General features: G+C 58.2%; 23 protein-coding genes and 1 pseudogene. 16 read left to right on the top strand and 8 right to left on the bottom strand.

Annotated features, from left to right (window positions below):
* Nucleotides 1–25 precede the first annotated feature (25 nt).
* The 3 genes from glpX to GOV38_RS19305 form a co-directional block, all read right to left on the bottom strand.
* Entirely contained in the window at nucleotides 26–1,009 is a 984-nt protein-coding gene (gene glpX, locus GOV38_RS19315) for a class II fructose-bisphosphatase (RefSeq protein ID WP_171130262.1), read from the bottom strand.
* Nucleotides 1,010–1,080: 71 nt separating this feature from the next.
* Nucleotides 1,081–2,367, bottom strand: a complete 1,287-nt coding sequence (locus tag GOV38_RS19310) for a homoserine dehydrogenase (protein WP_171210155.1) — start codon at nucleotides 2,365–2,367, stop codon at nucleotides 1,081–1,083.
* Between the two features lie 125 nt (nucleotides 2,368–2,492).
* Entirely contained in the window at nucleotides 2,493–2,741 is a 249-nt protein-coding gene (locus GOV38_RS19305; protein WP_171099969.1) for a hypothetical protein, read from the bottom strand.
* A gap of 100 nt (nucleotides 2,742–2,841) precedes the next feature.
* Between GOV38_RS19305 and GOV38_RS19300 the strand changes: the two genes are divergently transcribed.
* Entirely contained in the window at nucleotides 2,842–3,429 is a 588-nt protein-coding gene (locus GOV38_RS19300; protein WP_171210154.1) for a TetR/AcrR family transcriptional regulator, read from the top strand.
* Between the two features lie 9 nt (nucleotides 3,430–3,438).
* Here the strand turns inward: GOV38_RS19300 and GOV38_RS19295 are convergent, their stop codons facing one another.
* Nucleotides 3,439–4,350 (bottom strand): pirin family protein, encoded by a 912-nt coding sequence (locus tag GOV38_RS19295; RefSeq protein ID WP_171210153.1) that lies wholly within the window; start codon nucleotides 4,348–4,350, stop codon nucleotides 3,439–3,441.
* A 148-nt stretch (nucleotides 4,351–4,498) separates the two neighbouring features.
* Here GOV38_RS19295 and GOV38_RS19290 point away from each other — a divergent pair, with 148 nt between their 5' ends.
* Nucleotides 4,499–4,969 carry a hypothetical protein gene (locus GOV38_RS19290; protein ID WP_171099963.1) on the top strand — a complete coding sequence of 157 codons (471 nt, stop codon included), beginning with the start codon at nucleotides 4,499–4,501 and terminating at the stop codon, nucleotides 4,967–4,969.
* A gap of 18 nt (nucleotides 4,970–4,987) precedes the next feature.
* Here GOV38_RS19290 and GOV38_RS19285 read toward each other — a convergent pair whose 3' ends face one another.
* The 3 genes from GOV38_RS19285 to GOV38_RS19275 all read right to left on the bottom strand — a co-directional run bounded on the left by GOV38_RS19285 (nucleotide 4,988) and on the right by GOV38_RS19275 (nucleotide 7,978).
* Nucleotides 4,988–5,602 (bottom strand): TadE/TadG family type IV pilus assembly protein, encoded by a 615-nt coding sequence (locus GOV38_RS19285; RefSeq protein WP_171210152.1) that lies wholly within the window; start codon nucleotides 5,600–5,602, stop codon nucleotides 4,988–4,990.
* Entirely contained in the window at nucleotides 5,589–6,086 is a 498-nt protein-coding gene (locus GOV38_RS19280) for a TadE/TadG family type IV pilus assembly protein (RefSeq protein ID WP_254430663.1), read from the bottom strand. Before GOV38_RS19280 ends, GOV38_RS19285 begins: the two co-directional genes overlap by 14 nt.
* A gap of 68 nt (nucleotides 6,087–6,154) precedes the next feature.
* Nucleotides 6,155–7,978 (bottom strand): pilus assembly protein TadG-related protein, encoded by a 1,824-nt coding sequence (locus GOV38_RS19275; RefSeq protein ID WP_171210151.1) that lies wholly within the window; start codon nucleotides 7,976–7,978, stop codon nucleotides 6,155–6,157.
* A 337-nt stretch (nucleotides 7,979–8,315) separates the two neighbouring features.
* Here GOV38_RS19275 and GOV38_RS19270 point away from each other — a divergent pair, with 337 nt between their 5' ends.
* The 8 genes from GOV38_RS19270 to rpoD all read left to right on the top strand — a co-directional run bounded on the left by GOV38_RS19270 (nucleotide 8,316) and on the right by rpoD (nucleotide 19,505).
* The gene (locus tag GOV38_RS19270) at nucleotides 8,316–9,746 is read left to right on the top strand and encodes a Glu/Leu/Phe/Val dehydrogenase (protein WP_171099954.1); all 1,431 of its coding nucleotides are present in this window, start codon (nucleotides 8,316–8,318) and stop codon (nucleotides 9,744–9,746) included.
* 256 nt (nucleotides 9,747–10,002) lie between these two features.
* On the top strand, nucleotides 10,003–11,256 hold the full coding sequence (locus GOV38_RS19265; protein WP_171130251.1) for a sarcosine oxidase subunit beta family protein: 1,254 nt from the start codon (nucleotides 10,003–10,005) through the stop codon (nucleotides 11,254–11,256).
* Nucleotides 11,257–11,311: 55 nt separating this feature from the next.
* The gene (locus tag GOV38_RS19260; protein WP_171210150.1) at nucleotides 11,312–11,575 is read left to right on the top strand and encodes a sarcosine oxidase subunit delta; all 264 of its coding nucleotides are present in this window, start codon (nucleotides 11,312–11,314) and stop codon (nucleotides 11,573–11,575) included.
* Nucleotides 11,572–14,505, top strand: a complete 2,934-nt coding sequence (locus GOV38_RS19255) for a sarcosine oxidase subunit alpha family protein (RefSeq protein ID WP_171210149.1) — start codon at nucleotides 11,572–11,574, stop codon at nucleotides 14,503–14,505. The genes GOV38_RS19260 and GOV38_RS19255 overlap by 4 nt, the downstream gene beginning before the upstream one ends.
* Nucleotides 14,498–15,043, top strand: coding sequence for a sarcosine oxidase subunit gamma family protein (locus GOV38_RS19250; RefSeq protein ID WP_171210148.1), 546 nt, complete (start codon nucleotides 14,498–14,500; stop codon nucleotides 15,041–15,043). Before GOV38_RS19255 ends, GOV38_RS19250 begins: the two co-directional genes overlap by 8 nt.
* 35 nt (nucleotides 15,044–15,078) lie before the next feature.
* Nucleotides 15,079–15,375, top strand: a complete 297-nt coding sequence (locus tag GOV38_RS19245; RefSeq protein WP_171099944.1) for a hypothetical protein — start codon at nucleotides 15,079–15,081, stop codon at nucleotides 15,373–15,375.
* A gap of 80 nt (nucleotides 15,376–15,455) precedes the next feature.
* Nucleotides 15,456–17,402 carry a DNA primase gene (gene dnaG / locus GOV38_RS19240; RefSeq protein ID WP_171210147.1) on the top strand — a complete coding sequence of 649 codons (1,947 nt, stop codon included), beginning with the start codon at nucleotides 15,456–15,458 and terminating at the stop codon, nucleotides 17,400–17,402.
* Between the two features lie 114 nt (nucleotides 17,403–17,516).
* The gene (gene rpoD, locus GOV38_RS19235) at nucleotides 17,517–19,505 is read left to right on the top strand and encodes an RNA polymerase sigma factor RpoD (RefSeq protein WP_171130241.1); all 1,989 of its coding nucleotides are present in this window, start codon (nucleotides 17,517–17,519) and stop codon (nucleotides 19,503–19,505) included.
* 195 nt (nucleotides 19,506–19,700) lie between these two features.
* On the opposite strand, the gene GOV38_RS19230 is transcribed toward rpoD, so the two are convergent.
* On the bottom strand, nucleotides 19,701–20,663 hold the full coding sequence (locus tag GOV38_RS19230; protein ID WP_254430662.1) for an AraC family transcriptional regulator: 963 nt from the start codon (nucleotides 20,661–20,663) through the stop codon (nucleotides 19,701–19,703).
* Between the two features lie 396 nt (nucleotides 20,664–21,059).
* On the opposite strand from GOV38_RS19230, the pseudogene GOV38_RS19225 reads away from it, so the two are divergent.
* From GOV38_RS19225 to ribD, 6 genes and pseudogenes are all read left to right on the top strand, one after another.
* Nucleotides 21,060–21,497 (top strand): annotated as a pseudogene (locus GOV38_RS19225) (thiol-disulfide oxidoreductase DCC family protein).
* Nucleotides 21,487–22,047 carry a DUF4166 domain-containing protein gene (locus GOV38_RS19220; protein ID WP_171210145.1) on the top strand — a complete coding sequence of 187 codons (561 nt, stop codon included), beginning with the start codon at nucleotides 21,487–21,489 and terminating at the stop codon, nucleotides 22,045–22,047. The pseudogene GOV38_RS19225 and the gene GOV38_RS19220 overlap by 11 nt, the downstream one beginning before the upstream one ends.
* Before the next feature lie 79 nt (nucleotides 22,048–22,126).
* The gene (locus GOV38_RS19215; RefSeq protein ID WP_171130232.1) at nucleotides 22,127–22,525 is read left to right on the top strand and encodes a hypothetical protein; all 399 of its coding nucleotides are present in this window, start codon (nucleotides 22,127–22,129) and stop codon (nucleotides 22,523–22,525) included.
* A gap of 17 nt (nucleotides 22,526–22,542) precedes the next feature.
* Nucleotides 22,543–22,956: a secondary thiamine-phosphate synthase enzyme YjbQ gene (locus GOV38_RS19210; protein ID WP_171210144.1), complete on the top strand. Its 414-nt coding sequence runs from the start codon at nucleotides 22,543–22,545 to the stop codon at nucleotides 22,954–22,956.
* Nucleotides 22,957–23,077: 121 nt separating this feature from the next.
* Nucleotides 23,078–23,548 carry a transcriptional regulator NrdR gene (nrdR, locus tag GOV38_RS19205; protein ID WP_171099929.1) on the top strand — a complete coding sequence of 157 codons (471 nt, stop codon included), beginning with the start codon at nucleotides 23,078–23,080 and terminating at the stop codon, nucleotides 23,546–23,548.
* Entirely contained in the window at nucleotides 23,545–24,645 is a 1,101-nt protein-coding gene (gene ribD / locus GOV38_RS19200) for a bifunctional diaminohydroxyphosphoribosylaminopyrimidine deaminase/5-amino-6-(5-phosphoribosylamino)uracil reductase RibD (protein WP_371808547.1), read from the top strand. The genes nrdR and ribD overlap by 4 nt, the downstream gene beginning before the upstream one ends.

Genomic DNA, 24,645 nt, shown 5'->3' with positions numbered 1-24,645 from the left:
GCGCCGAAGGCAACGGCGCAAGCGGTTATGCTTCTTCGTGCGACCACATCGGTGTGCGGTAAGACATGCGGCGTACCGAACCGGTCTTTGAGCGCATCAGTAGCGTTGTGGTCTCGACCCAGCCGGGCTCGCGTTTGATACGCGGCAGCAGTGAGCCTCCGGTCACGCCGGTTGCGGCAAAGATTACATCCGCCGTCACCATTTCATCACGAGAATAGATCCGATCCAGATCGGTGATCCCAGCTTTGTTGGCACGGCCCCGTTCGTCATCGTTACGGAAGAGCAAGCGGCCAAAGATCTGCCCGCCCATGCATTTCAACGCAGCCGCGGCCAGTACGCCTTCGGGCGCGCCGCCTTGGCCCATATACATGTCAATGCCTGTTACTTCGCTTTCGGCGCAATGCATGACGCCAGCGACGTCCCCGTCGGTGATCAGGCGGATCGACGCGCCGGTTTCGCGCACCTCTGCTATCATCGCCTCGTGCCGGGGGCGTTCGAGGATACAGACGGTGATATCTGCAGGCTGGCAACCCTTTGCTTTGGCAAGAGCTTCCACCCGTTCGCTCGGGCTCATGTCCAGCGTTACGACGCCATCGTCAAACCCCGGACCAATGGCCAGCTTGTCCATATAGACATCGGGGGCGTGCAGCATGGATCCACGCGGGCCCATGGCGATGACGGTCAGCGCGTTGGGCATGTCTTTGGCGGTCAGGGTGGTGCCTTCCAGCGGGTCCAGAGCGATATCCACGCCCGGGCCATTACCGGTGCCGACCTCTTCGCCAATGTAAAGCATAGGCGCCTCGTCGCGCTCACCTTCACCAATGACAACCACACCGGCGATGTCCAAAAGGTTCAACTGCTCGCGCATGGCGTTCACCGCGGCCTGATCGGCCGCTTTCTCATCCCCACGGCCCACCAGCGAGGCCGAGGCCAGCGCAGCTTGTTCGGCCACCCGAGCCAGTCCCAGAGACAATAGGCGGTCGTTGAAATCGATCTTGGCAGCGCTCATGTTGCGTAATCCTTTGGGCAGTGAAAGCGTTCTATTGGGCATAGCCTGCCGTCACGGCAGGCCGCAAGGGGTTAGACCTGCTCGATGCGCAGTGCGACCGGGGTGCCAGCGACCACATCGGTGCCGCTCAGCCCGCTCAGGGCATGATCCAGCGTGGCGCGCGTGGTTTTGTGGGTCACGATCAGTACCGGCGCGGTGCTTTCGGTATGCGCATATTGGCGCATTCGGTCGATCGAGACACCTGCATCGCCCAAAATTGCTGCCACTTTGGCCAAAGCGCCGGGTTTGTCCAGCAATCCAAGCCGCAGGTAATACGGGGCGGGCAGACCGGTCACCGCCGGGCTTGCGGCCTCAAGCGACGTTGCCGGGCGTCCAAAGGTCGAGATCTTAAGGCCACGCGCCAGGTCACAGACATCACCCATCACGGCGCTGGCTGTGGGGCCTTCTCCCGCGCCGGGACCGCGCAGCACAACCTGTTCGATGGCGTCACCTTCGATCACGACCATGTTCGTGCCGCCCTCCAGCTGCCCCAAAGGTGAGTCGCTGGGCACCAGGCACGGCTGCATCCGCTGCTCCAGCCCGCGCGCGGTACGTTGCGCGACACCCAGCAGCTTGATGCGGTAACCCATATCTTCGGCCTGATCGATGTCGTCCAGGCTGATCTGCTGAATGCCTTCGATCTGGATCCCGTCGAAATTTGGCTTCGTGCCAAACGCAATTGAAGACAGCAGAGCCAGCTTGTGCGCCGCGTCGATGCCGCCCACATCCAGGTTCGGGTCAGCTTCCAGATAACCAAGCTCGGCACATTCATCAAACAGCGCGTTATAGCCCTGCCGCTGCGACTGCATGCGCGTCAGGATATAGTTGCAGGTGCCGTTCATCACGCCCATGACGCGCGTGATTTCGTTGCCAGCAAGCCCCTCGGTCAGCGATTTTATCACCGGGATGCCCCCAGCAACTGCCGCCTCAAATCGGATCACCCGACCGGCGGCTTCGGCCTTTTCGGCCAGTTCTTGCCCGTGGATCGCCAGTAGTGCCTTATTGGCCGTGACCACATCCTTGCCACTGGCCAGAGCGGCCTCGACCGAGGCTTTGGCGGGGCCGTTCTCGCCTCCCATCAACTCGACATAGACATCGATATCGTCGCGCTGGGCCAGCGCAATCGGGTCGGTTTCCCACGCAAAGTCCCGCAAGCTGACACCCCGGTCCTTGTTGGGATCGCGTGCGCAGACGGCTGTGATTTCAATCGGGCGACCCGTGCGTGTTTCCAGCAAGTCGGCATGGCGACGGATAATCTTGACCACGCCAATGCCCACGGTTCCCAATCCGGCTATTCCAAGCCGCAGCGCCTGTGTCATTCGCAAGGGTCCTTTCCACTCGAACGCACCCGTTGGTGCGTTAAATCAGTTGTCGGCTGCCTTAGCGGGTTCGAGGAAAGGGTGCAATCCGTCATGGCGAGCACCGCGCCGAAAGGCGCGTTGGCCTAGTTGATTTCTGCGTTTTGCAAAGCGTCTGCCCGTTCCGTCAGCGCTTCTGCCCGCGCGTTCAGGTCTTCTTCAACCTCGGCGGCTTCACTGACGGGATCTGCAGGCGGGCCAAGCGCTTCTGACAATGGGATCAGCTTCGGGTAGGGCGCTTTGCGCAGAGCAGGCCCTTCGCTACCTTCAAGCTCTGGAATATCAGCGCAGGCGGCACAGATCAAAAGACCCAAGATCAACGGTAGCGGTTTCATAAACGATCCAAAGCTCGCATCATCACAAATGTGATGCACCTTTTGCTGCGTCTGATCAAGCGGGCTTCTATCTGAACATCTGTTCAGATATGCTTGTGCCATGGCACGTACTCAGGGCTCTCATTCCGGCATCACCGGCCCACGCGTTCGCGAAGCGGCGGTATCACTGTTCGCGCAACACGGCTATGCCGCTGTTTCCATGCGCCAAATCGCGGGCGAGGTCGGCGTGCAGGCCGGGGCGCTGTATAACTATACCCCAGACAAGCAAAGCCTGCTCTTTGGTCTGATGCGGGATCATATGCAGGATGTTCTGGCCGCCTATGAACAGCTTGAACCTGCTAAAGATGCGCAAGAGGCGTTACGCCAATTTGTCGGGTTTCACATCCGCTATCACCTGCAAAGGCCGGATGAGGTCTTTATTGCCTATATGGAACTGCGCAACCTGACCCCAGAAAACTTTGCCGAGATCGAAACCCTGAGGCGTCGGTATGAAAACACGCTCGAAGCCATTTTGTGCCGGGGTCAGGACAGCGGGCAGTTTTCGGTGGCGGATACCAAAATCGCCACACTCGCCGTCATCGCCATGCTGAACGGTGTGATGACGTGGTACCGGGCAGGGGGGCGGCTTTCCTTGGATGAAGTCGAGCTTGTCTACTGGGACATGATCCGGAAATCCGTCGCCGCCTGATGTGCCCTGTCAGTGTGCGGGCCGGATGAACGTGCCGTTGCGCAGCTCGCGAAAGGCTTGTTCCAGCTCGGCCCGGGTGTTCATCACGATCGGGCCGTGCCAGGCCACCGGTTCATCAATCGGCGCGCCTGATATCAGCAGAAACCGCACACCTTCGGGTCCGGCCTGAACCGTGACTTCATCCCCGGTCCCAAACCGAACCAAAGTGCGATCCCCAGACATGTCGCGAATATTGACCTCTTGCCCGGCAACTTGTTTCTCCAGCAAGACCCCGGTGGGCTGCGACGCGTCGGCAAAGGCCGCTTGACCCTGAAAGACATAGGCGAAGGCCCGCCGATAAGTGTCTACACGAAAAGTCTTTTTCACTCCTGCCGGGATCGAGATGTCGAGGTATTGTGGATCAGCCGCGATGCCATCAACCGGGCCCATCTTGCCCCAGAATTCGCCCACGATCACGCGCACAATCGTGCCGTCATCATCAATGACTTCGGGAATGTCCTTGCTTTCCACATCCTGATAGCGCGGGGCTGTCATCTTTTGGCTTGAGGGCAGATTGCCCCAAAGCTGAAACCCGTGCATCTGACCGGTGGCGTTTCCTTTGGGCATTTCCTGATGCAAGATACCCGACCCGGCGGTCATCCACTGGACGTCGCCAGCCCCCAGACTGCCGTGATTGCCCAGCGAGTCGCTGTGATCCACAGTCCCGGACAGGACATAGGTGATGGTCTCGATCCCGCGATGGGGGTGCCACGGAAACCCGGCCTGATAATCTTCGGGCCGTTCGTTGCGAAAATCGTCGAACAGCAGGAACGGATCCAGCTCGGACGGGTCCTGAAATCCGAACGCGCGGTGCAGCTTGACGCCTGCGCCTTCCATGGTTGGCATTGCCTTGCGAGTTTCAAGTGTTGGTCTAAGGGACATGACGGCCTCCTGTCAGATTGCACACATATCTATCTCTTGTTCGAAGCCAATCAATCCGCAGGAACACACTGGTTCTGTGCGCGAATGATCAAGCCTGTCCTTTGCGGTGCAAAGCGGATATGGAAAGCCGCGCAGTCAGGAGAAATTCATGCAAGAAGAAGTGCTGGCCACGGTCGACGCCTCGGCCCCGCGACGTTGGATCGGGGTTGTGATGCTGGTCGTCATATCGGTTTTGGTGATCTACGTCGCGCTGGCGACACCGCCCGAGCTGGCGTGGCAGGTCTTTTTGCTTGTCATAGGCGGGGCAACACTTTGGTTGGCTCAGCGTATGTGGTCGGCAACGGCAGATGGTCTTGAGTTGACTGCTACCGTATTGCGAACACGCTCGGGCCGCGTGATCTGCAGGATCGAAGATGTGGTGTCGGTGGATCGCGGAGTGTTTGCTTTCAAACCCTCGAACGGATTTCTGATCCGCGTTGCGACCTCAGAGGGCAACGCCTGGGCGCCCGGCCTGTGGTGGCGGCTGGGCAACCGTGTTGGCGTAGGGGGTGTGACCGCGGCTTCGAAGACCAAGTTCATGTCGGAACTGCTGACCGCGATGCTTTCGGAAAATGAATAGCACTGGCAACTAATTGTCTTAGCCAAGCTCAATATTACAGTTGCTCGCGAGAGGATCGACAACGATTTGATCGAAGACCCGCGGATGCGTAAAGACGATGTTATCCATTTGAAAGAAATCTGCCCCAAACCCCAATTTGAACGGGCGAATGTAGGTGTTTGTGGTTTCCACAACGATCATCCGTCCCTTGTCCGGCATTTCAGGCAACGACGCTTTCATGCCCTGGATGTTTGCCTGACTCCATTCCTTGCCCTGGTAGACGGCTCCCCTGACACATGACCATTCCAAATCAAGCCGGTCACCTGTCTGTTGATAGATCAAATATGTGATTCGTATGGAAGAATCCGTACGCTGCGACACCATGTTTTCAAACACCGCGTGCACGTTTGTGAGGTAGGCTGAATTGATCTCTGACCGCTCACGGGACACGACGTCCGCCAGAGCATAGGCGGCCTTCAGATTGCGTCCGCTTTGGCGATAGCCGTCAAAGAATGTGAAAGACGCGAACATCGACCAGAACAGAAGCGGCACCATAAGCACAGCTTCGATGGTAATACCGCCGTCTTCACGACGACGAAATCGTTTGAAGAACCGCTTGAGTGATGCGCGGGGATACCGGTTACGCAGGCTCATGAACAAATACCGTGGTTGCGTGAAGTTCGTATGTTCCTGACGCCCGAGTGGCGGTCAGCTGCCCCAACATCGAGTTCAACCAAACCGGGTTGGCCTCGACACAGGCCCGAATAATCATCAACTCATTCGATGCTCCGGGGACGAAAACCTGATCTTCGGGTTTCCGGATGTCTTCTGCGGTATTGACGCAAAACGGGGTCGGATCCAGGTTTTGACCGACAAACGGATCAATGGACCGCATTTCCAGTTTCAGGTTCGTTTCGCAGTTTTTGATGTATCGCGCCTTGTCGCAAATGATGTCTTTGAGCATGTCATGCTCCCAGGTGGCACCTGGTGAGGTATCGTATTTGTCGATGTTGTTCAGGCGGACATCGCGGATCACTTCGTCCAGAGCTCGTTCAAGATTGGCGTGATTGAAGGCCATCAAGCCCATATCTACACCTGAATAGGTGACAGCCATGTAGAACGGCAACCAAAATACCATTTCAATGGCCTGGCTTGACCCGTCTTCTTCGCGCCGGAATCGACGTAAATAGTTGCAGACGCGCCGGATCATTGGGTCAGCCTCAGGTTCTGGATGCTCGAGCCAATAGATGCGAATACGTCAATAATCTGGGTGCCATCAGCCTCGTAATAGGCGCCGTCGGCGGTCGCGCAATCCTGCAGCAGCGGCTTAACCCCGTCTGGTGCTTCGAAAGCAATCGAGAAGATAACGATCCGCTCCTGTTCCGCGTCCGCGCACAGCGACCGAACACGCGGGTCTTTGTCAGACTTTCTCAGTTCGTCCGAGGACGCGTTGAACCATGTGTTGGCAAAAGTGCGACCGTATGCATTGTCCAAAAGGTCGTACATATAGTTCTTTGTTGTACGTTCCCACATTGAGGGCCAGTCGACTGAAACCACGGGTACCGCCGCGTCGAAGTTCGGAACCGGTTTGTCGCGCTGGTAAGAATAGTTGTAGCTGGTACAGCCATTGCTATCCCCGGCAGAGCATCGGATTTGACGATAGGTAGGTGCGGCACCATAGGCATCTGGCTGCACACGCTCGCGCGCCCAATAGAAGCCACGTGTGCTATCATATTCGTACAGATCAACTGTAGGCCACAGGAAATCCGGGTCCGAAGGATCAGTAATCGGAAGATTCGGCAGCGAATAGGTGGACGTGGTCGAGCTATAATAGAAACCCGAAGCGTTTTCGTGATAAGGTGGCAGAACCATGTGCTGGCGGGTGTTTTCACCATCCGTCATCAACACGACAACCTTCAAAGTATCCGCTGTTCCATTCGGTGCAGGGCGGTCCGAGAATTCATTCGGGATCGCACCAGTCGCAGTGATGTTGCTAATCAACGGCTGCATGGTCTCATCAAGCAGTGCAAGCCCCCATTTCAGGCCGACGTCAATTGATGTCCATCCGTAGGCTTCCATAGCGTTGATCCGCTGTTTGAGCACAGTCGCGTCTTTTTGCAGGATGGTCATTTCGCGCTGACCGGAATTGTTGCCATTCCCGATATTGTGGTTGTTAGACAGGCAGATGCGCTGGTCGTTCACAATACCACCGCTGGGACGTCGGTCATAGTTGCCCGAGTCGGTGAAGTACAATGTCTGCGGGATCGAGGGGCCGCCTGAATGGTAGTTGAAGGCGGTGGTCGAGAAGTCTGATGCAGCAAAGTCGATGCAGTTTGCATAGTCATTGCGACCAGTCGTATTGAGCCGGCTCATCAGGATATCAGGAACCGAAACCTGTTCCGAATAAGGAACAATCGAGATCGAAAGCTTGCCGTCTTCGGATTTTGTGGTCATTTCGTCCACAAAATCGGTGGCTGCTTTCTGCAAATTCGCCAGTTTGGTGCCCGCCATCGACCCAGATACGTCGAGAACAAGTGAGATTTCCACGTCACCGATGGATTCTTCGGCCACGCTTGCTGCGGCACTGGCGATGGTGTCGACACCTCTCCATTTCATGAAATGCATTTCAACGTCGATATTGGCCTGAGCCTCTACACGACGATATCCTTGCAGAACAACAGCTTGCGAACCGCAAACATCAGGTGTCACTATGGGATCGCCGACCAAGTATTGATCCAGACCTTCTTTGCTTAGGTAGTCGACGACCACATCTTTGGGGCAGAGGTCTTGATCAAGGTCGGCTGCCGCAAGAACGGCGCGGTCCAAAGCGTATTGCAGTCGGGCCCGTTCACGATCAAAACGCATCACGTCCACCGCGAACCCGGCGGCTGTGAAGATCACCAAGATCAGGAAAATTGTCAAAATGGTCATCGAACCGCTGTCCGATTTTCCGAACGACCTCAGGCGGCGCAACGCGCTGAAGTTCTGGGTCATACCATTTCGTTTCGACTTCCAAACAAACTTATTCATAACGAATTCCTCTGCCGGCCGGGCACAATGCTGCCAGTGGTTGGCAACTCAATCAAAATATTCCGGGAACGTGGCGAGATTTGGGCGCTATGACAGCTGAAACCTCAAATTTGGTCTATTTATGTGGGTATTACACGAGTAATCACAGGCTTTGTTTCGTGCCCTGAGACAATGGCGAGGTCGAGGTTAAAGAAGTCTTAACAAAACGACTCAGCTCGACCGGGCGTAATACTCGCTTCACCATTTGATGAAAAAAAGTGCACTTGGTGATTGCTGTATCCGTAAAGCGGTGCGACAAAACGCCATGACCAACTGACCTGCCGGCACGGAGGATTTGATGACCAGTGTTCAGGAACCCAGTTTTCGGGAAAGCGTTGATTTGATGTTTAACAGGGCGGCCTCATTGATGGACCTGCCGCCGGGGTTGGAAGAAAAGATCCGGGTCTGCAATGCGACCTATACCGTGCGGTTTGGTGTGCGCCTTCGGGGAGAGATACATACTTTCACCGGATACCGCTCGGTCCATTCCGAACATATGGAGCCGGTTAAAGGCGGTATTCGCTATGCCTTGGCGGTTAATCAGGATGAGGTTGAGGCGCTGGCGGCGTTGATGACGTATAAATGCGCGCTGGTCGAGGCACCGTTTGGCGGCTCGAAGGGGGGGCTTTGTATCGACCCCCGCAAATATGAAGAGCATGAGTTGGAACAGATCACGCGACGCTTTGCCTATGAGTTGGCCAAGCGCGACCTGATCAACCCCTCGCAAAACGTCCCAGCGCCGGACATGGGCACCGGCGAGCGGGAAATGGCCTGGATGGCCGATCAATATGCGCGGATGAACACAACCGATATCAACGCGCGTGCCTGCGTCACCGGCAAGCCTTTGAATGCCGGTGGTATCGCCGGGCGGGTCGAGGCGACCGGGCGCGGCATCCAATACGCGCTGCGCGAGTTTTTCCGCAATCCGGAGGATGTGAAAAAGGCGGGCATGTCCGGTAGTCTGGATGGCAAGCGCGTGATCGTGCAGGGCTTGGGCAATGTGGGTTACCACGCCGCCAAATTCCTGAGCGAAGAGGACGGGTCGCTGATCACCGGTGTCATCGAATGGGACGGCGCGTTGTACAACCCCGATGGCATAGATGTTGAGGCGGTTCGGCAATGGATCGTCAAACACGGCGGGGTTAAGAACTATCCCGATGCCACGCATTCGGCTGAAGGTGGCGCTGTTTTGGAAGAAGAATGTGACATCCTTATCCCGGCGGCACTGGAAGGGGTGATCAACCTGTCCAATGCTGACCGGATCAAGGCACCGCTGATTATCGAGGCTGCAAACGGCCCGGTGACGGCCGGTGCGGACGAGGTTCTGCGCAAGAAAGGCACCGTAATCATTCCCGACATGTACGCAAATGCGGGCGGTGTGACCGTATCCTATTTCGAATGGGTCAAGAACCTCAGCCATATCCGCTTTGGTCGCATGCAGCGTCGACAGGAAGAGGCGCGGCACGAGTTGATTGTCAGCGAACTGGAACGCCTGGACCGTTATCTTGGCGGGGCATGGTCGATGTCTCCGGACTTCAAGGCCAAATACCTGAAGGGTGCGGACGAGCTGGAACTGGTGCGCTCGGGCCTCGATGACACCATGCGGATCGCTTATCAGGCGATGAGCGAGGTTTGGCATTCTCGTACTGACGTCGATGATTTGCGCACAGCTGCCTATATCGTCGCCATTGATCGGGTTTCGAAAAGCTATCGGGCGAAGGGCCTGTAACCGGGTTTTCAAATCGCGTCTGGGCCGGAAAATGCGGCCCGGGCGCGGGCCGTTTTTGCTGTGCAGAGTTGCACTTGGCAAAGGGCATTCCGTGAGCGGGCAGCATTTGGGCCGCTCGATACGCATTCTTCAGATTCCGTCAAAATCAGTCGCGCACAGACCAGTCCGGGTCGAAAACAGAGGCGGATTGAGATTCGTCGCTTGCTAGTGCTGGCCCAAGTTGGTTTTCTGCCGACTGAGCTGCACGGAGGTTTGAATGCGGTTTTCCGGCTTGCGCGTCCTCAAAGAAGGTTTGACCGGCAACAAGGGGTGGACGCCGCATTGGCGCGATCCCGAGCCGAAAAGCGAATACGACATCCTTATCATCGGTGGCGGCGGCCACGGGCTAAGCACAGCTTATTATCTGGCCAAGGAACATGGTTTGACCAATGTCGCCGTGCTGGAAAAGGGATATATCGGCGGTGGCAATGTTGGCCGGAACACGACGATTGTGAGGGCCAATTACTTTCTGCAAGGCAATTCCGAGTTCTACTCGCATTCGCTGAAACTCTGGGAAGGGCTTGAGGAAGACCTGAACTACAACGTCATGCATTCGCAACGCGGCATCATCAATCTGTTCCACTCGGACGGGCAGCGTGATGCAGCGGCGCGGCGAGGGAACATGATGATCAGCCAAGGGGATGATGCGATCCTGCTGAACCGTGATCAGCTGCGCGAGATGCTGCCCTATCTGAACTATGACGATCTGCGGTTTCCGCTCTATGGCGGGCTGTATCATCCACGCGGCGGTACAGCGCGGCACGACGCGGTGGCCTGGGGTTACGCCAGAGGTGCGGATCAGCGCGGGGTGGACCTGATCCAGAATTGTGAAGTGACCGGTATCGATATCGAAAACGGCGCGGTCCGCGGCGTGCAAACCACGCGTGGGCCGATCCGGGCCAAGAAAGTGGCGATGGTTGCGGCGGGTCGGTCGGGGCAGGTGGCGGCGATGGCCGGGATGCGCCTGCCGATTGAAAGCCATGTGTTGCAGGCCTTTGTGACCGAAGGGCTCAAACCCTGCATCGATCATGTGGTGACCTTTGGCATGGGGCATTTCTATATCAGCCAGTCCGACAAAGGCGGGTTGGTGTTTGGGGGCGACCTGGATTTCTATGCCTCTTACGCAGCGCGTGGCAATCTGCCCACGGTCGAAAGCGTGATGGAGGCCGGCGTGGCGCTGATGCCGATGATCGGCAAGGCGCGGGTGCTGCGATCCTGGGGCGGGATCATGGATATGTCGCCGGATGGCTCTCCGATCATCGACCGGACGGGGATCGAGGGGCTCTATCTGAACTGCGGCTGGAACTATGGCGGGTTCAAAGCGGTTCCGGGGTCCGGGAACGTGTTTGCCCATCTGATCGCGACGGATCGGTATCATGAGAACGCAACCGGGTTCCAACTGGATCGCTTCCGCACCGGGCGCGGGATCATTGATGAAGAGGGCAAAGGCTCTCAACACAATCTGCATTGAGGGTGGTGATGTCGGATTTCCGTATTTTTAACGAGAAGAAGCAGGGGGCGCGGGCATGAGGATCACCTGTCCGCTCTGCGGAGAACGGGATCGGCGCGAGTTTTACTATCGCGGCGCGGCTGTGGATCTGGCGCGTCCGGCACCGGATGCAGGGGCTGAGGCCTGGGACGAATTTGTGTACTTGCGGGACAACCCGGCGGGCATGACGCGCGAGCTGTGGTATCACGAAGGCGGCTGCGGTGCCTGGATCGTGGTCACACGCGATACCGTCACGCATGAGATTTCAGGCGCGGAACTGGCCTCAGGGGGCGGCGCATGAGGATCGCGGGCAAGGGGCTGATTGATCGCAGCCAAACGGTGCCGTTTGTCTTTGACGGTGTGCGCTATGAGGGGTTTGAGGGCGATACGCTGGCCTCGGCCTTGTTGGCCAACGGTATCAAGCTGATGGGGCGGTCGTTCAAATACCACCGCCCGCGTGGCGTTTTGACCGCAGGCAGCGAAGAGCCCAACGCGCTGGTCACCGTTGGTGCTGGCGCGGCGCAGGAGCCAAACGTCCGGGCGACGATGCAGGAGATTTATCCGGGCCTTGAAGCGCGCAGCCAGAACCGGTGGCCGAGCCTGCGGTTTGACATGATGGCGGTCAACGATCTGGCGGCGCCGTTTCTGGGGGCGGGGTTTTATTACAAGACTTTCATGTGGCCCAAAAGCTTTTGGGAAAAGCTCTATGAGCCGATAATCCGACGTGCCGCCGGGCTTGGGGCGTTGTCCGGTGAGGATAATGCGGACAAATACGAAAGCGCCTATGCTTTCTGCGACGTTCTGGTCATTGGTGCCGGACCTGCGGGGTTGATGGCCGCCCTCGCGGCTGCGCGGGCTGGGGCGGATGTGATCCTGGCGGATGAGAATGCGCGGATGGGGGGGCGTTTGCTGGCCGAGACCTATGAGGTGGATGGCAAGCCGGGTCCTCTTTGGGCGGATGAGGTTCTGTCAGAGCTGCGCGGTCTGGACAATGTGCGGCTGATGACGCGCACGACCGTGGCGGGGGCCTATGATCAGGGCACGTTTGCGGCGCTGGAGCGGGTCATGCACCACACCGGTCGCCGCCCGCGCGGGGCGCCGCTGGAAACCTATTGGCGGATCGTGGCGAAACGCTCGGTTCTGGCGGCGGGGGCTTTGGAACGTCCCGTGGCCTTTCGCGACAATGACCGGCCGGGGATCATGACCGCAGGGGCTGTGCGCGCCTATCTGAACCGCTGGGGCGTCAGCCCGGGCCGGAACGTGACGATCTTTGGCAACACGGATGACATTCATCGTACTGCGCGGGATTTGCTGGATGCTGGGGTCCATGTGGCTGCGGTGATCGACAGCCGCCATGATGCGCCGGGCTCGGAGGAGTATGAGGTGCTGCGCGGCGCGCAGGTCTGTGGCAGCGCCGGTCGCAAGGGGCTGGAGTCCATCACCGTACGGCGCGCCAGCGGCGAGGACCGCATCCAGACCGATTGTCTGGCCATGACCGGCGGGTGGAACCCTTCGGTGCATCTGACCTGCCATATGAATGGTCGTCCGACCTGGCGGCGCGAGATCGAAGGGTTTGTGCCGACACCGGGTGCTGTGCCGGGGATGGTGACAGCAGGGGCGTGTAACGGGGCGTTTTCGACCGCAGCTTGCCTGCGGGAAGGGACGGCGGCAGCGGAGTCGGTGCTGGGTGATCTGGGCAAGACAGCGCCAAAAATCGCCGTGCCGCAGGCCGAGGATACGCCTTATGAGATCGCGCCGCTCTGGGCTGTGCCCGGCAAAGGGCGGGCCTGGCTGGATTTCCAGAATGACGTCACGGTGAAAGACGTCAAACAGGCCGCGACCGAAAACTTTCGGTCGGTCGAGCATATGAAGCGCTATACCACCCAAGGCATGGCGACCGACCAGGGCAAGAACTCGAACGTGGCGGCGCTGGCTATTCTGGCCGATGCCACCGGGCGCGGGATACCTGAAACCGGGACCACCACGTTCCGCCCACCCTATTCTCCGATCGCGATTGCGGCTTTGGGAGCAGGCGCCGAAGGCAAGGGGTTCAAGCCGCAGCGCTTTACCACCTCGCATAAGGCGAGCGTGTCGCGTCAGGCGCCGATGGTTGAGGCGGGGCTGTGGTACCGGCCCAGCTATTTCCCCAAAGAGGGTGAGAGCAACTGGCGGCAGTCCTGCGACCGAGAGGTCAATATGGTGCGCCAGACGGTTGGGGTCTGTGATGTCTCGACCCTGGGCAAGATCGACATTCAGGGGCCGGACGCGGGCGCGTTTCTGGACTTTGTCTATACCAACATGGTCTCGACCCTGAAGGTGGGGCGCACCCGTTATGGCTTGATGCTGCGCGAGGACGGGCATGTCATGGATGACGGCACCACCGCGCGGCTGGGTGAGACGCATTATCTGATGACCACCACCACCGCCGCTGCGGGCGACGTGATGAAACATCTGGAGTTTGTGCATCAGGGCCTGCGCCCGGATTGGGATGTCAGTTTCACATCGGTCACCGAACACTGGGCGCAATTTGCGGTCGCAGGGCCGGAATCGCGCGCGCTGTTGAACGGGATTCTGGATACGGCGCTGGATGACGACAGCTGGCCCTTCATGGCGTGCGGTCCGGTTTCGGTTCTGGGCGTTCAGGGGCGGCTGTTCCGCATCTCATTCTCGGGCGAACATGCCTATGAAGTCGCAGTGCCTGCGCGATATGGTGCAAGCCTGTTCGACATCCTGACCAAACGGGCCGAGGCATTGGGTGGCGGGCTCTATGGAATGGAAGCGTTAAACGTTCTACGCATCGAAAAGGGCTTTATCACCCATGCCGAAATCCACGGGCGCACCACTGCCTACGACATCGGAATGGGGCGGATGGTGTCGCAGAAGAAAGACTGCATCGGCAAAACCATGTCGCAACGTGCAGGCCTGGAAGAACCAGGGCGCGAACGGTTGGTTGGGTTGAAGCCAATTGGTGAAAGCAAGCAGGTGCTGGCCGGTGCGCATCTTTACAAAGAAGAGGCCGAACCGGTGCGCAGCAATGATCAGGGGTACCTGACCTCGGTCTGTTACTCGCCGACGCTGGGCTCGATGCTGGGGCTGGGTTTTCTGGCGGATGGGCCCGAACGATACGGTGAGGTTGTCAAAATGGTCGACCATCTGCGCGGCGTGACCACACTGTGCGAAGTGGTGAATCCGGTATTCTTTGACCCCGAAGGAGGGCGCGTGCGTGGATAAGCTGAGTGCCAATACGCCCTGCGATGGGCTGCTGCCACTGACTGTTGGCTCCGTGACGCTCAGCGAGGTCGACGCCGGGTCAATCCATTCGATTTCGGCTTTCAATGGAAAGCAGAAGCAGGTGTCCGATACGCTCAAAGCGGCGCATGGGATGGCATACCCGGCGGCCAACCGGGCAACGGGAAAAGCTGGTGCTCGGGCGATTTGGTTTGGACCCGCGCATGCGATGCTGATGGGTCCCGCAGCCGATGCGGCGCTGGCCGAACACGCGGCTGTTGTGGATCAGTCGGATGCCTGGGCGGTTGTGCGGATCGAAGGTGCCGGTGTCGAAGACGTCCTGGCACGTGTCACCCCGGTGGATCCGCGCAGCACTCAGTTCAAGCGCGGCCATACGGCCCGGACAGTGTTGTTTCACATGACGGCTTCGATCACCCGCGTCGGGGACACCGCGTTTCAGATTATGGTCTTCCGGTCCATGGCCGAGACGCTGGTTCACGATTTGAAAAGGGCGATGGAAGGCGTTGCCGCGCGCGGCTAAACTGCGCTGAACGAAACGAATCTTCGGAGACCCCTATGTTGCGTATCGCCTGTGTTGCGGCCCTGTTGGCCACCCCAGTGGTTGCGGAAGAAACCAAGGAACAAAGCTGCAAGTTTCAGGCGGATGTTGTAGCCGCGATTCAACAGGCGCGGCTGGATCGGGTGAAGGAACGGGATGTGCCACAGGCGGTGGCGGACAGCGGCCCCACGTGGCCCGAGAATTACAATGCCGCGATCCCGCTGATCACGCCCTGGGTCTATGAACAAAAGATGCGCGATGTGCGCAAGAAAGACCTGGGCGCAGCCTGGCTTGAGCTGTGTCTGCAGCAATAATCCACAGGCGCTGCATTTCGCTGTGGACAACCCTGCGCGCGCCCCTTGGCGCGCGTTTGCATTTCTGGCAGGTTTGATCCATGTCACTGCCCCCCGGTTTTCTGGATGAATTGCGCACTCGCCTCAGCCTGTCTCAGGTTGTGGGGCGCAAGGTCATGTGGGACCAGCGCAAATCCAATCAGGGCAAGGGCGATATGTGGGCGCCGTGCCCGTTTCACCATGAAAAGACGGCTTCGTTCCACGTCGATGACCAAAAGGGGTTCTACTACTGCTTTGGCTGCCATGCCAAAGGTGATGCAATCAGCTTTGTGAAAGAGACCGAGAATGTCTCATTCATCGAGGCGGTTGAGATTCTGGCGCGCGAAGCCGGGATGCCGATGCCCGCGCGTGATCCCAAGGCGCAGCAGAAACAGGACCGGCGCGCGCAACTGGCCGAGGTTATGGAGCAGGCGGTGCAGTTTTTCCGCCTGCAACTGAAAACCGGGGCAGGGGCTGGTGCGCGCGATTATCTGAACCGTCGGGGGCTGGACGGCGACGCCTTGGATCGGTGGGAGATCGGGTTTGCCCCGGATGGCTGGCAAGCGCTATGGGATCATCTGCGCGGCAAGAATGCCGAAGAAGACCTGATCCTTGGGGCCGGACTGGCCAAACCCTCGAACAAGGGCAAAAAGCCTTATGACACCTTCCGAAACCGGATCATGTACCCGATCCGCGACCCGCGTGGGCGCTGCATTGCCTTTGGTGGTCGGGCGATGGACCCCAATGACAATGCCAAATACCTGAACTCGCCCGAGACCGATCTGTTCGACAAAGGCCGCAGCTTGTATAACCACGGCCCCGCGCGGCAGGCGGCGGGTAGGGGGCAGCCTCTGATCGTGGCCGAGGGCTATATGGACGTGATCGCCCTGGCTGAGGCTGGGTTCGGGGCTTCGGTCGCACCGCTGGGCACGGCGATTACCGAACATCAGTTGCAGTTGCTTTGGCGCATTTCAGATGAGCCGATCATTGCTCTGGACGGTGACACGGCCGGTCTGCGCGCGGCGATGCGGGTCGTTGATCTGGCTTTGCCGTTGCTAGAGGCAGGCAAGTCGCTGCGCTTTGTCTTGATGCCCGAAGGTAAGGACCCTGACGACCTGCTGCGCGCTGAAGGGCCCTCAGCGGTGCAGACGGTGTTGGATGCTGCGATCCCCATGGTCAAACTGCTCTGGCAGCGCGAGACCGAAGGCAAGGTGTTCGACAGCCCCGAGCGCAAGGCGGCGCTGGACAAGGTCTTGCGCGACAAGATCAAGCTGATCCGAGATCCTTCAATCCGGTCCCACTACGGGCAGGAAATCAAAGACCTGCGCTGGCAATTGTTTCGTCCGCAGAGACAATCGCCCAATCGGCCCTGGCAACCGCGCGGCAAGTGGCAGCCCAAGCCAAACGCGACACCGGGTGCGCGGGCGTCTTTCCTGGCCTCGTCGGAAAACGCAGATATCCAACTGCGTGAAGCCGCCATTCTGGCCATTGCCATCCTGAATCCTGAGGTCGTGGTACAGTTTGAGGTCGAACTGGAAGAGATGGAGTGCCAAAACCCCGATCACGCTGCCCTGCGCGCGGCGATTTTGCGCCATGCGATCGACGACCCTCAGAACCTTCAAGACCACATCGTGGAAACTTTGGGGGCCGCGCCCCTTGAAAACCTGTTGGCCCTTCGCCATGTCGCTGTGATCCCCTGTGTGTACAAGCCAGGCGACGTTGAAAAGGCTCAGATGACGCTGGCCGAGGAACTCGCAAAGATCAAAGCGCTCCGGGGGTTGGATGCTGAGATTGCCGAAGCGGCAGAAGAATTGTCTGATCTGACGGATGAGGCGTTGACCTATCGGCTGGCGCAGGCCGCCGAGGAGCGCAATCGCGCGAGCCGCAGTCAGAATGAAGACAAGGCCGTGTTCGACATCGCCGACAATGGGGCGCGAATCAACCGCGACGAGAAAGACGCCTTTGAAGCCATCATGTCGGGTATCAATTTCGAACGGAAACGCCGGTAAAGTGGTGTTTTCGTAAGGCACTGGAAAAGAAAAACAGGTAAACGGGTGGCCGAATCAGATTCACGCGCTAATGATTCGGCTCTAACGAATCACCCATCCCTGCAGGAGCATTGAATGGCCGCCAAGGATACGAACGAAGACCGCAAATCCGACGAGCAGGAACAGGAAATCTCGCTGGACATGAGCCAGGCCCAGGTCAAGAAGATGATCGCCGAGGCCCGCGAGAAAGGCTACATCACATATGACCAGCTGAATCAGGTGCTGCCACCTGATCAGGTCAGTTCGGAACAGATCGAAGACGTGATGTCGATGCTGTCCGAAATGGGCATCAACATCATCGAAGATGAAGAGGCCGAAGAAGAAGAGAACAAAGGCTCGACCGAACTGGTCGCCGCCGAGGGCCCGCGCGAGGTTGCGCTGGCCGGGGCGCAGACCGAAAAGCTGGATCGCACCGATGACCCCGTCCGCATGTATCTGCGTGAGATGGGCAGCGTCGAACTGCTGAGCCGCGAGGGCGAGATCGCCATTGCCAAGCGGATCGAGGCCGGTCGCAATACGATGATTGCGGGTCTGTGCGAAAGCCCGCTGACCTTCCAGGCGATCACGATCTGGCATGACGAACTTCTGTCCGAAGACATCTTGTTGCGCGACGTCATCGACCTGGAGGCCACGTTTGGAAACCAGTTGGACGAAGACGGTGACGTCGAAGAACCGGTTGTCGATACGTCGAAGGTTCAGGCGGCCAAACCTGCCAAGGACGAGGGGCCCGAGCTGGATGCCGATGGCAATCCGCTGAACAATGACGACGACGATGACGACGACGATCAGGCCAACATGTCTTTGGCCGCGATGGAAGCGGCGCTGAAAGATCAGGTTCTGACCACGCTGGAACGGATCTCGACCGATTTCGCAATGCTGAGCGAAATGCAGGACAGCCGGATCTCAGCCACCCTGAATGAAGACGGCACCTTTAGCGACAAAGACGAGGCGACCTATCAGAAGCTGCGTTCTGAGATCGTTGAACTGGTGAACGGGCTTCACCTGCACAACAACCGGATCGAAGCTCTGATCGACCAGCTTTACGGCATCAACCGTCGGGTCATGTCGCTGGATAGCTCAATGGTGAAACTTGCCGACCAGGCCCGCATCAACCGTCGCGAGTTCATCGACGCCTATCGCGGGCGCGAACTGGACCCGAACTGGCTGGCCGAAATGGCAGAAAAGCCGGGCCGTGGCTGGCAGATGTTCATCGAGCGCTCGACCGCCAAGGTCGAAGAGCTGCGCGCAGATATGGCGCAGGTCGGTCAATATGTTGGTCTGGATATCCCTGAATTCCGCCGCATCGTTCAGCAGGTTCAGAAGGGCGAAAAAGAGGCGCGGCAGGCCAAGAAGGAAATGGTCGAAGCCAACCTGCGCCTGGTGATCTCGATTGCCAAAAAGTACACGAACCGTGGTCTGCAATTCCTTGATCTTATTCAGGAAGGTAACATCGGCCTGATGAAGGCGGTGGACAAGTTCGAATACCGTCGTGGCTATAAGTTCTCGACCTACGCGACCTGGTGGATCCGTCAGGCGATTACCCGCTCGATCGCGGATCAGGCGCGCACGATCCGTATTCCGGTCCACATGATCGAAACGATCAACAAGCTGGTGCGCACTGGTCGCCAGATGCTGCATGAAATCGGACGTGAGCCGACGCCGGAAGAACTGGCCGAAAAGCTGCAGATGCCGCTTGAGAAGGTCCGCAAGGTGATGAAAATCGCCAAAGAGCCGATCAGCCTTGAGACCCCCATCGGGGACGAGGAAGACAGCCAACTGGGTGATTTCATCGAGGACAAGAATGCTGTGCTGCCGCTGGACAGCGCCATTCAGGAAAACCTCAAGGAAACCACCACCCGGGTTCTGGCCTCACTCACGCCGCGCGAGGAACGGGTTCTGCGGATGCGCTTTGGCATCGGCATGAACACCGACCACACGCTGGAAGAGGTTGGACAACAGTTCAGCGTGACTCGCGAACGGATCCGTCAGATCGAAGCAAAAGCGTTGCGCAAGCTGAAACATCCCAGCCGGTCGCGCAAGCTGCGGTCGTTCCTGGATCAATAAGGCAAAAGGCGCTGCGGCGCCTTTTTCTTTGCCTGGAAACGGGTAACAGGCTGCGCTTGATCTCACGCTGGCTGAACCACGCATCAAATTGGCGAGAACTCACAAGACCTGCGCCGCCGCGATTTCTATATCGCGGCTGTCCACTCATGGGACGGGCCGGGGCGAGGTAGTTTTGCCGACGACCCCCGGCCGCAGTCAATCGGTGTTCAGCGGGTGCTCGACCCGTTTGCGAAAGGCGGTTGGGGCCTGACCCGTCCAACGCTTGAAGGCGGTCGAAAACGCGGCCTGATCGGAATAACCCAGCGAAAAAGCGATTTCGGAGAGCGCCATTCCGTTCTTAATAAACGTCTGCGCCAGATCACATCGAAGGTCTTCGACAATCTCGCGATAGGTTGTGTCTTCTTCAGCCAGCCGCCGCGCCAACGTCCGAGGGCTCAGGCCCAATTGCGCGGCCGCGTCATCGGCGTGAATGATGGTTCCGGGCATCGATTGGGTTATCAATCCTTCAACCTTCGCCCGCATCTGTTGTTGGGGCGAACGCCGCTCGGCCAGTAAACGCTCGCCATATTCCAGCAAATGCGCCCGCAGGCTGGGCTCGTAGGTTGGGATCGGCGTGTCCAGAGACGGCAGGGACAGGATGATCTCCATCCGCTCGGCACCAAAGGTTACGGGGAAACCGCCGATCTTTTCATAGGCCTGCGCCTGTTGCCCCACTTCGTGCTCGAACCGGATCTCAAGCGGATGCAAGTCCGTCTGCGTCAGGTTGCGCATCCGGGCGATGGCCGCAAACATCAAAAATTCGGTCCTTCTGTGGTACCGGCGAAAGCTTGGGTCCTTCCAATCCACTTCGAACACCGCAGCGTTTCCGGTAGAGCGTAGGGCAAAGCTGAGTGCAGGATCAATCATCCAATGAAAGTAACACGTGTTTTCAAGTGCTTGCCGGAGGTCGCGAGAGTATTTGCTGATATAGGCCGTCACACTTGAAGAGACATCGAACCCAAGACCTGCTTGCGCCGCAAATGTGATATTTTGCAACGCGTCGCAGGCATGGCGCACGAACAGTGCCTCTTGATGCGCGCTATAGCTGGATGCTGGCGCTGAAATCTGAATACGGGACAGGCCGCTTTTCTGTAGCACTTGATCCGTTGTGTCAGGCATGCCGGATACCTGATCTAGAATACGGGTCAGTACCTGAATTCTGGAAATATCGACGTCCATATCCACGCAATCTGATTTTTGAAATCAATTTCGATATTAGCGAGTAGTAGCTGCAGTGGGCCAGCTTTTTGAATCGCGTAGCGGTCCCGGGCAAATAATTGGCTGGAAAACACAAGATTTTGACTGATTGGCGCATGAACGTGCTGTCAGGGACGCATAGATACGGGCTGCTGTCGGGTCAGCGCCTTATGGGGATGAGGCCAGAGCCCAAACAAGCGGCCCACCAAGCCAGCTTTCCGGGTTCCCCGACACGCCCTTACCCTATCTGTCGCATTGTCGGTCCGGGTGTTTCATGACAGCTTGAAACGGTAGGAATGCGTAGTCGCGGGCCATTTTATGACGAAGACGCTGGAAGACTATTGCGCTGAAAAGGCAAATCTAATCGTCTTTGATGGCGAATGCGTCCTGTGTTCAGGATTTTTCCGGTTCATGTTGACCCATGATCGCCACCACCGGCTTTCTTTTGCGACAGCGCAATCAGCTTTGGGGCAACGCCTCTATTAGCAGTTGAACCTGCCAACGGGCGATTTTCAAACGAACCTCGTTTTTGTCGACGGGCAGGTCTATCAAAACCTCGACGCGTTTGCTGCTGCGATGCGGGCCTTGCCGGGCGGGTGGCAGATCTTGTCTTGGTGTCGGTTTTTGCCGGGCTTCATAAAGACGCCGCTTTACCGTTTGATCGCCAGCAACCGGTATTGGTTCTTCGGGCGGTCAAAGGTCTGCTTAATGCCCGATACCGCGATCCGGGCCAGGTTCGCCACGGATGGATTTTGAAACTTTGAAAGACCCGTTCTTGCAAGTGCTTGGCGAGTGTCACGCCTTACCTGATGCGCTTGCGGTGCTGCACAGCCGGTCTGGTCGCTTTTCGGGCCGCTGCGAGGTCGTGCGAGGCAAGGGGTGGGTCGTGGGTACTCTGCTCGGATTAGGTCGCTTTCCCAAATCGTCTCCAGACCAACCCGTGTCCCTGACTATCGAGCGTACAAGCTCTGAATGGATGTGGTCGCGCGATTTCGGCGGCCACAAGACGGTTTCTCATATCCGGTTGGACGCGCATACCGGCTGGGTCAAAGAGGAAATCGGCAATATTCGCATCTGGCTCAAACCTCGTTTTGAAGCCGGGATGTTGCATATCGATATCAAGGCGCTTTCGGTGTTTGCGCTTCCATGTCCGTCTTTCCTGTTGCCCCGGTCCGCCTCGATTGAATTTGCGGATGAGGAGGGTCGTTTCGCATTCGACATCTCAGCGCGCGTGCCTGGTCTGGGCCTTTTGATCCGATACAAGGGGTGGCTGACACCCGATCACTTTTTCCCTGCGGAGTGCTGAAAGGATTGTGATGTCGGTCGCGGTCTAAAATCGGGCACTATATTTGTGGTAGGATTGGTTAACAAAGGACACAAGTACGATGAAAAATTTGGTTCTTTTCACATGCGCAGCGGTGCTTTCCTTCAGCGCCAACGCATCGTTTGCAGTGGGAGCGTTCGGGTTCGATGCGAACGCGATCAGCGACACAGAATTCGAAGTTATTCCACGAACAAGAAAAGATATCGATGGGTATTGGTGCGAAGCATCCGATTTTGCACGTCGGATATTGGGGGCCAGTTGGCAACAACAGATCTATGTTTTGCGCGGTTACGGTCCCAGTGTTACAACAAATCGTCGCACTGCCGTTCAGTTTTCATTGACCAAACCGACAAACACCGCTCAAGAAGGCAGCGGCGTTTTTTCGGGTTTTCGTCCCGGAGACAGTATGTCGGTGCAACGGGCAAACACGCGCTGTACCCGTATTCGCATCAATTCCTGAACGGGTAGCAAAAGCAGGTGCAAACCGAGTTTACAATTCATACACGCGGCGCTGGGCTATATGAGTTCACGACCCAAGTGCGTGCTTGGGTCAATCATCAGCCCAGCGACGGGTTGCTGACGCTGTTTGTGCGACACACCTCATGCTCGTTGTTGATCCAGGAAAACGCAGATCCCGAAGTTCAGACGGACCTGCAGGCATTTTTCGAGCGGCTTGTTCCACCGACCGATGACCCCTCAATGTCGTATCTGCGGCACACTTACGAAGGGCCGGATGATATGCCGGCCCATATCAAGGCGGCAATGATGCCGGTCAGCCTGTCGATCCCAGTGGCATCGGGTGTGCCTGTGTTGGGAACGTGGCAGGGCATTTACCTGTTCGAGCATCGCAGCGCGCCTCATCACCGTCGCGTTGCAGCTCATTTCGCGTGACCCCTTTATGTAGCGGTGAACATTTCCGACTACCCAAATCCTAGCGGCTGCCCTATAGTTGTGGATAAGTAGGCCGCAGCGCTTACAACAAACGGCGGAACTAGGGACGAGGAGACGGCGGATGCGCTGCCCGTTTTGCGGAAATATCGACACTCAGGTCAAGGATTCACGCCCGGCAGAGGATCATGTCGCGATCCGCAGGCGCCGGTTTTGCCCCGCATGTGGTGGCCGGTTCACGACCTATGAACGGGTGCAGCTGCGCGATCTGGTGGTCATAAAGACCAATGGCAAACGCGAAGACTTTGACCGCGATAAGCTTGAGCGTTCGATCCGCATCTCGATGCAAAAACGCCCGATCGAGCCGGACCGCATCGATCAGATGATCTCGGGCATCGTGCGCCGCTTGGAAAGCATGGGTGATACCGACATCCCGTCCAACAAGATTGGTGAGATCGTTATGGAAGCTCTGGCCCGGATCGACACTGTGGCTTATGTTCGGTTTGCAAGTGTCTACAAGAATTTCCAGGCGGCCGACGACTTTGAAGAGTTTGTGCACGAGTTGCGACCGCCGCAGCCAACCTCGGACGAGTGACCGCAGACGATAACCGATACATGGCGTTAGCCCTGTCACTGGGGCGGCGAGGCCAGGGGACGTGTTGGCCTAATCCCGCTGTGGGTTGTCTCATTGTGCGCGACGATCGGATCGTTGGCCGCGGCTGGACACAGCCCGGTGGGCGCCCTCACGCAGAAACCCAGGCGCTTGCGCATGCGGGCACCAAGGCTCGTGGGGCCACAGCCTATGTATCGCTGGAACCTTGTTCCCATCACGGCAAAACGCCACCCTGCGCACAAGCATTGATCGACGCAGGGGTCGCGCGTGTTGTTTCCGCCATCGAAGACAGTGATCCACGCGTTGCGGGCCAGGGTTTTGAGATGTTGCGCGCCGCTGGGATCGAGGTTGAAACCGGTGTTTTGGCCAAAGAGGCGGCGCAAGATCACGCCGGGTTTTTTCTGAAGACCGAACAAGGCCGCCCGTTTTTGACGCTGAAACTGGCAAGCAGCTTTGACGGACGTATCGCTACAGGCTCGGGCCACAGCCAGTGGATCACGGGCCCAGCTGCGCGCCGCGCTGTCCACGCCATGCGCGCGCGCCACGATGCGGTGATGGTGGGGGCAGGAACGGCGCGCGCGGATGACCCCGCGCTGACGGTGCGGGATATGGGGATCGCTCATCAGCCAGTGCGCGTTGTCGTCTCGCGCCATCTGGACCTGCCCCTGATGGGTAATCTGGCACGTACGGCCAAAGAGCATCCGGTTTGGATCTGCCACGGTCCGCATCCCGATCCCGATCGCATTCGCGCGTGGGAGGGGTTGGGAGCAAAGCTGATCCCGTGTGCGTTGGAGGACCATCACCTTGATCCCAGCGACCTGCTGCAACAGCTTGGCAATGCAGGATTGACCCGCGTGTTTTGCGAGGGCGGGTCGGCTTTGGCGGCCTCACTGCTGGCCCGTGATCTGGTGGATGAATTGGTGGGATTCACCGCAGGTCTTACCATCGGTGCCGAAGGTCTTCCTGCCATCGGGGCGCTGGGATTGGACAGTTTGGACAACGCCGCGCGGTTCCAATTGATCGAGACGCAGACGGTAGGCCCAGACATCCTGCATCGCTGGCGCCGCGCGAACGACTAG

This window comes from Ruegeria sp. HKCCA5839 (assembly GCF_013035585.1).
Lineage (GTDB): Bacteria > Pseudomonadota > Alphaproteobacteria > Rhodobacterales > Rhodobacteraceae > Ruegeria.
Note: the sequence above shows the minus strand (reverse complement) of the source record. Positions and strands in the feature narration are given on the sequence as shown.

Coding starts and splice junctions, on each gene's coding strand:
- GOV38_RS19255 (WP_171210149.1), top strand. CDS start 11,572: ATGAGGATCGCGGGCAAGGGGCTGATTGATCGCAGCCAAACGGTGCCG.
- dnaG (WP_171210147.1), top strand. CDS start 15,456: ATGTCACTGCCCCCCGGTTTTCTGGATGAATTGCGCACTCGCCTCAGC.
- GOV38_RS19300 (WP_171210154.1), top strand. CDS start 2,842: ATGGCACGTACTCAGGGCTCTCATTCCGGCATCACCGGCCCACGCGTT.
- GOV38_RS19220 (WP_171210145.1), top strand. CDS start 21,487: ATGGATTTTGAAACTTTGAAAGACCCGTTCTTGCAAGTGCTTGGCGAG.
- nrdR (WP_171099929.1), top strand. CDS start 23,078: ATGCGCTGCCCGTTTTGCGGAAATATCGACACTCAGGTCAAGGATTCA.
- GOV38_RS19260 (WP_171210150.1), top strand. CDS start 11,312: ATGAGGATCACCTGTCCGCTCTGCGGAGAACGGGATCGGCGCGAGTTT.
- GOV38_RS19280 (WP_254430663.1), bottom strand. CDS start 6,086: ATGGTATTTTGGTTGCCGTTCTACATGGCTGTCACCTATTCAGGTGTA.
- GOV38_RS19290 (WP_171099963.1), top strand. CDS start 4,499: ATGCAAGAAGAAGTGCTGGCCACGGTCGACGCCTCGGCCCCGCGACGT.
- GOV38_RS19245 (WP_171099944.1), top strand. CDS start 15,079: ATGTTGCGTATCGCCTGTGTTGCGGCCCTGTTGGCCACCCCAGTGGTT.
- GOV38_RS19270 (WP_171099954.1), top strand. CDS start 8,316: ATGACCAGTGTTCAGGAACCCAGTTTTCGGGAAAGCGTTGATTTGATG.
- GOV38_RS19275 (WP_171210151.1), bottom strand. CDS start 7,978: ATGAATAAGTTTGTTTGGAAGTCGAAACGAAATGGTATGACCCAGAAC.
- glpX (WP_171130262.1), bottom strand. CDS start 1,009: ATGAGCGCTGCCAAGATCGATTTCAACGACCGCCTATTGTCTCTGGGA.
- GOV38_RS19265 (WP_171130251.1), top strand. CDS start 10,003: ATGCGGTTTTCCGGCTTGCGCGTCCTCAAAGAAGGTTTGACCGGCAAC.
- GOV38_RS19230 (WP_254430662.1), bottom strand. CDS start 20,663: ATGCCTGACACAACGGATCAAGTGCTACAGAAAAGCGGCCTGTCCCGT.
- GOV38_RS19215 (WP_171130232.1), top strand. CDS start 22,127: ATGAAAAATTTGGTTCTTTTCACATGCGCAGCGGTGCTTTCCTTCAGC.
- rpoD (WP_171130241.1), top strand. CDS start 17,517: ATGGCCGCCAAGGATACGAACGAAGACCGCAAATCCGACGAGCAGGAA.
- GOV38_RS19295 (WP_171210153.1), bottom strand. CDS start 4,350: ATGTCCCTTAGACCAACACTTGAAACTCGCAAGGCAATGCCAACCATG.
- GOV38_RS19305 (WP_171099969.1), bottom strand. CDS start 2,741: ATGAAACCGCTACCGTTGATCTTGGGTCTTTTGATCTGTGCCGCCTGC.
- GOV38_RS19285 (WP_171210152.1), bottom strand. CDS start 5,602: ATGAGCCTGCGTAACCGGTATCCCCGCGCATCACTCAAGCGGTTCTTC.
- GOV38_RS19310 (WP_171210155.1), bottom strand. CDS start 2,367: ATGACACAGGCGCTGCGGCTTGGAATAGCCGGATTGGGAACCGTGGGC.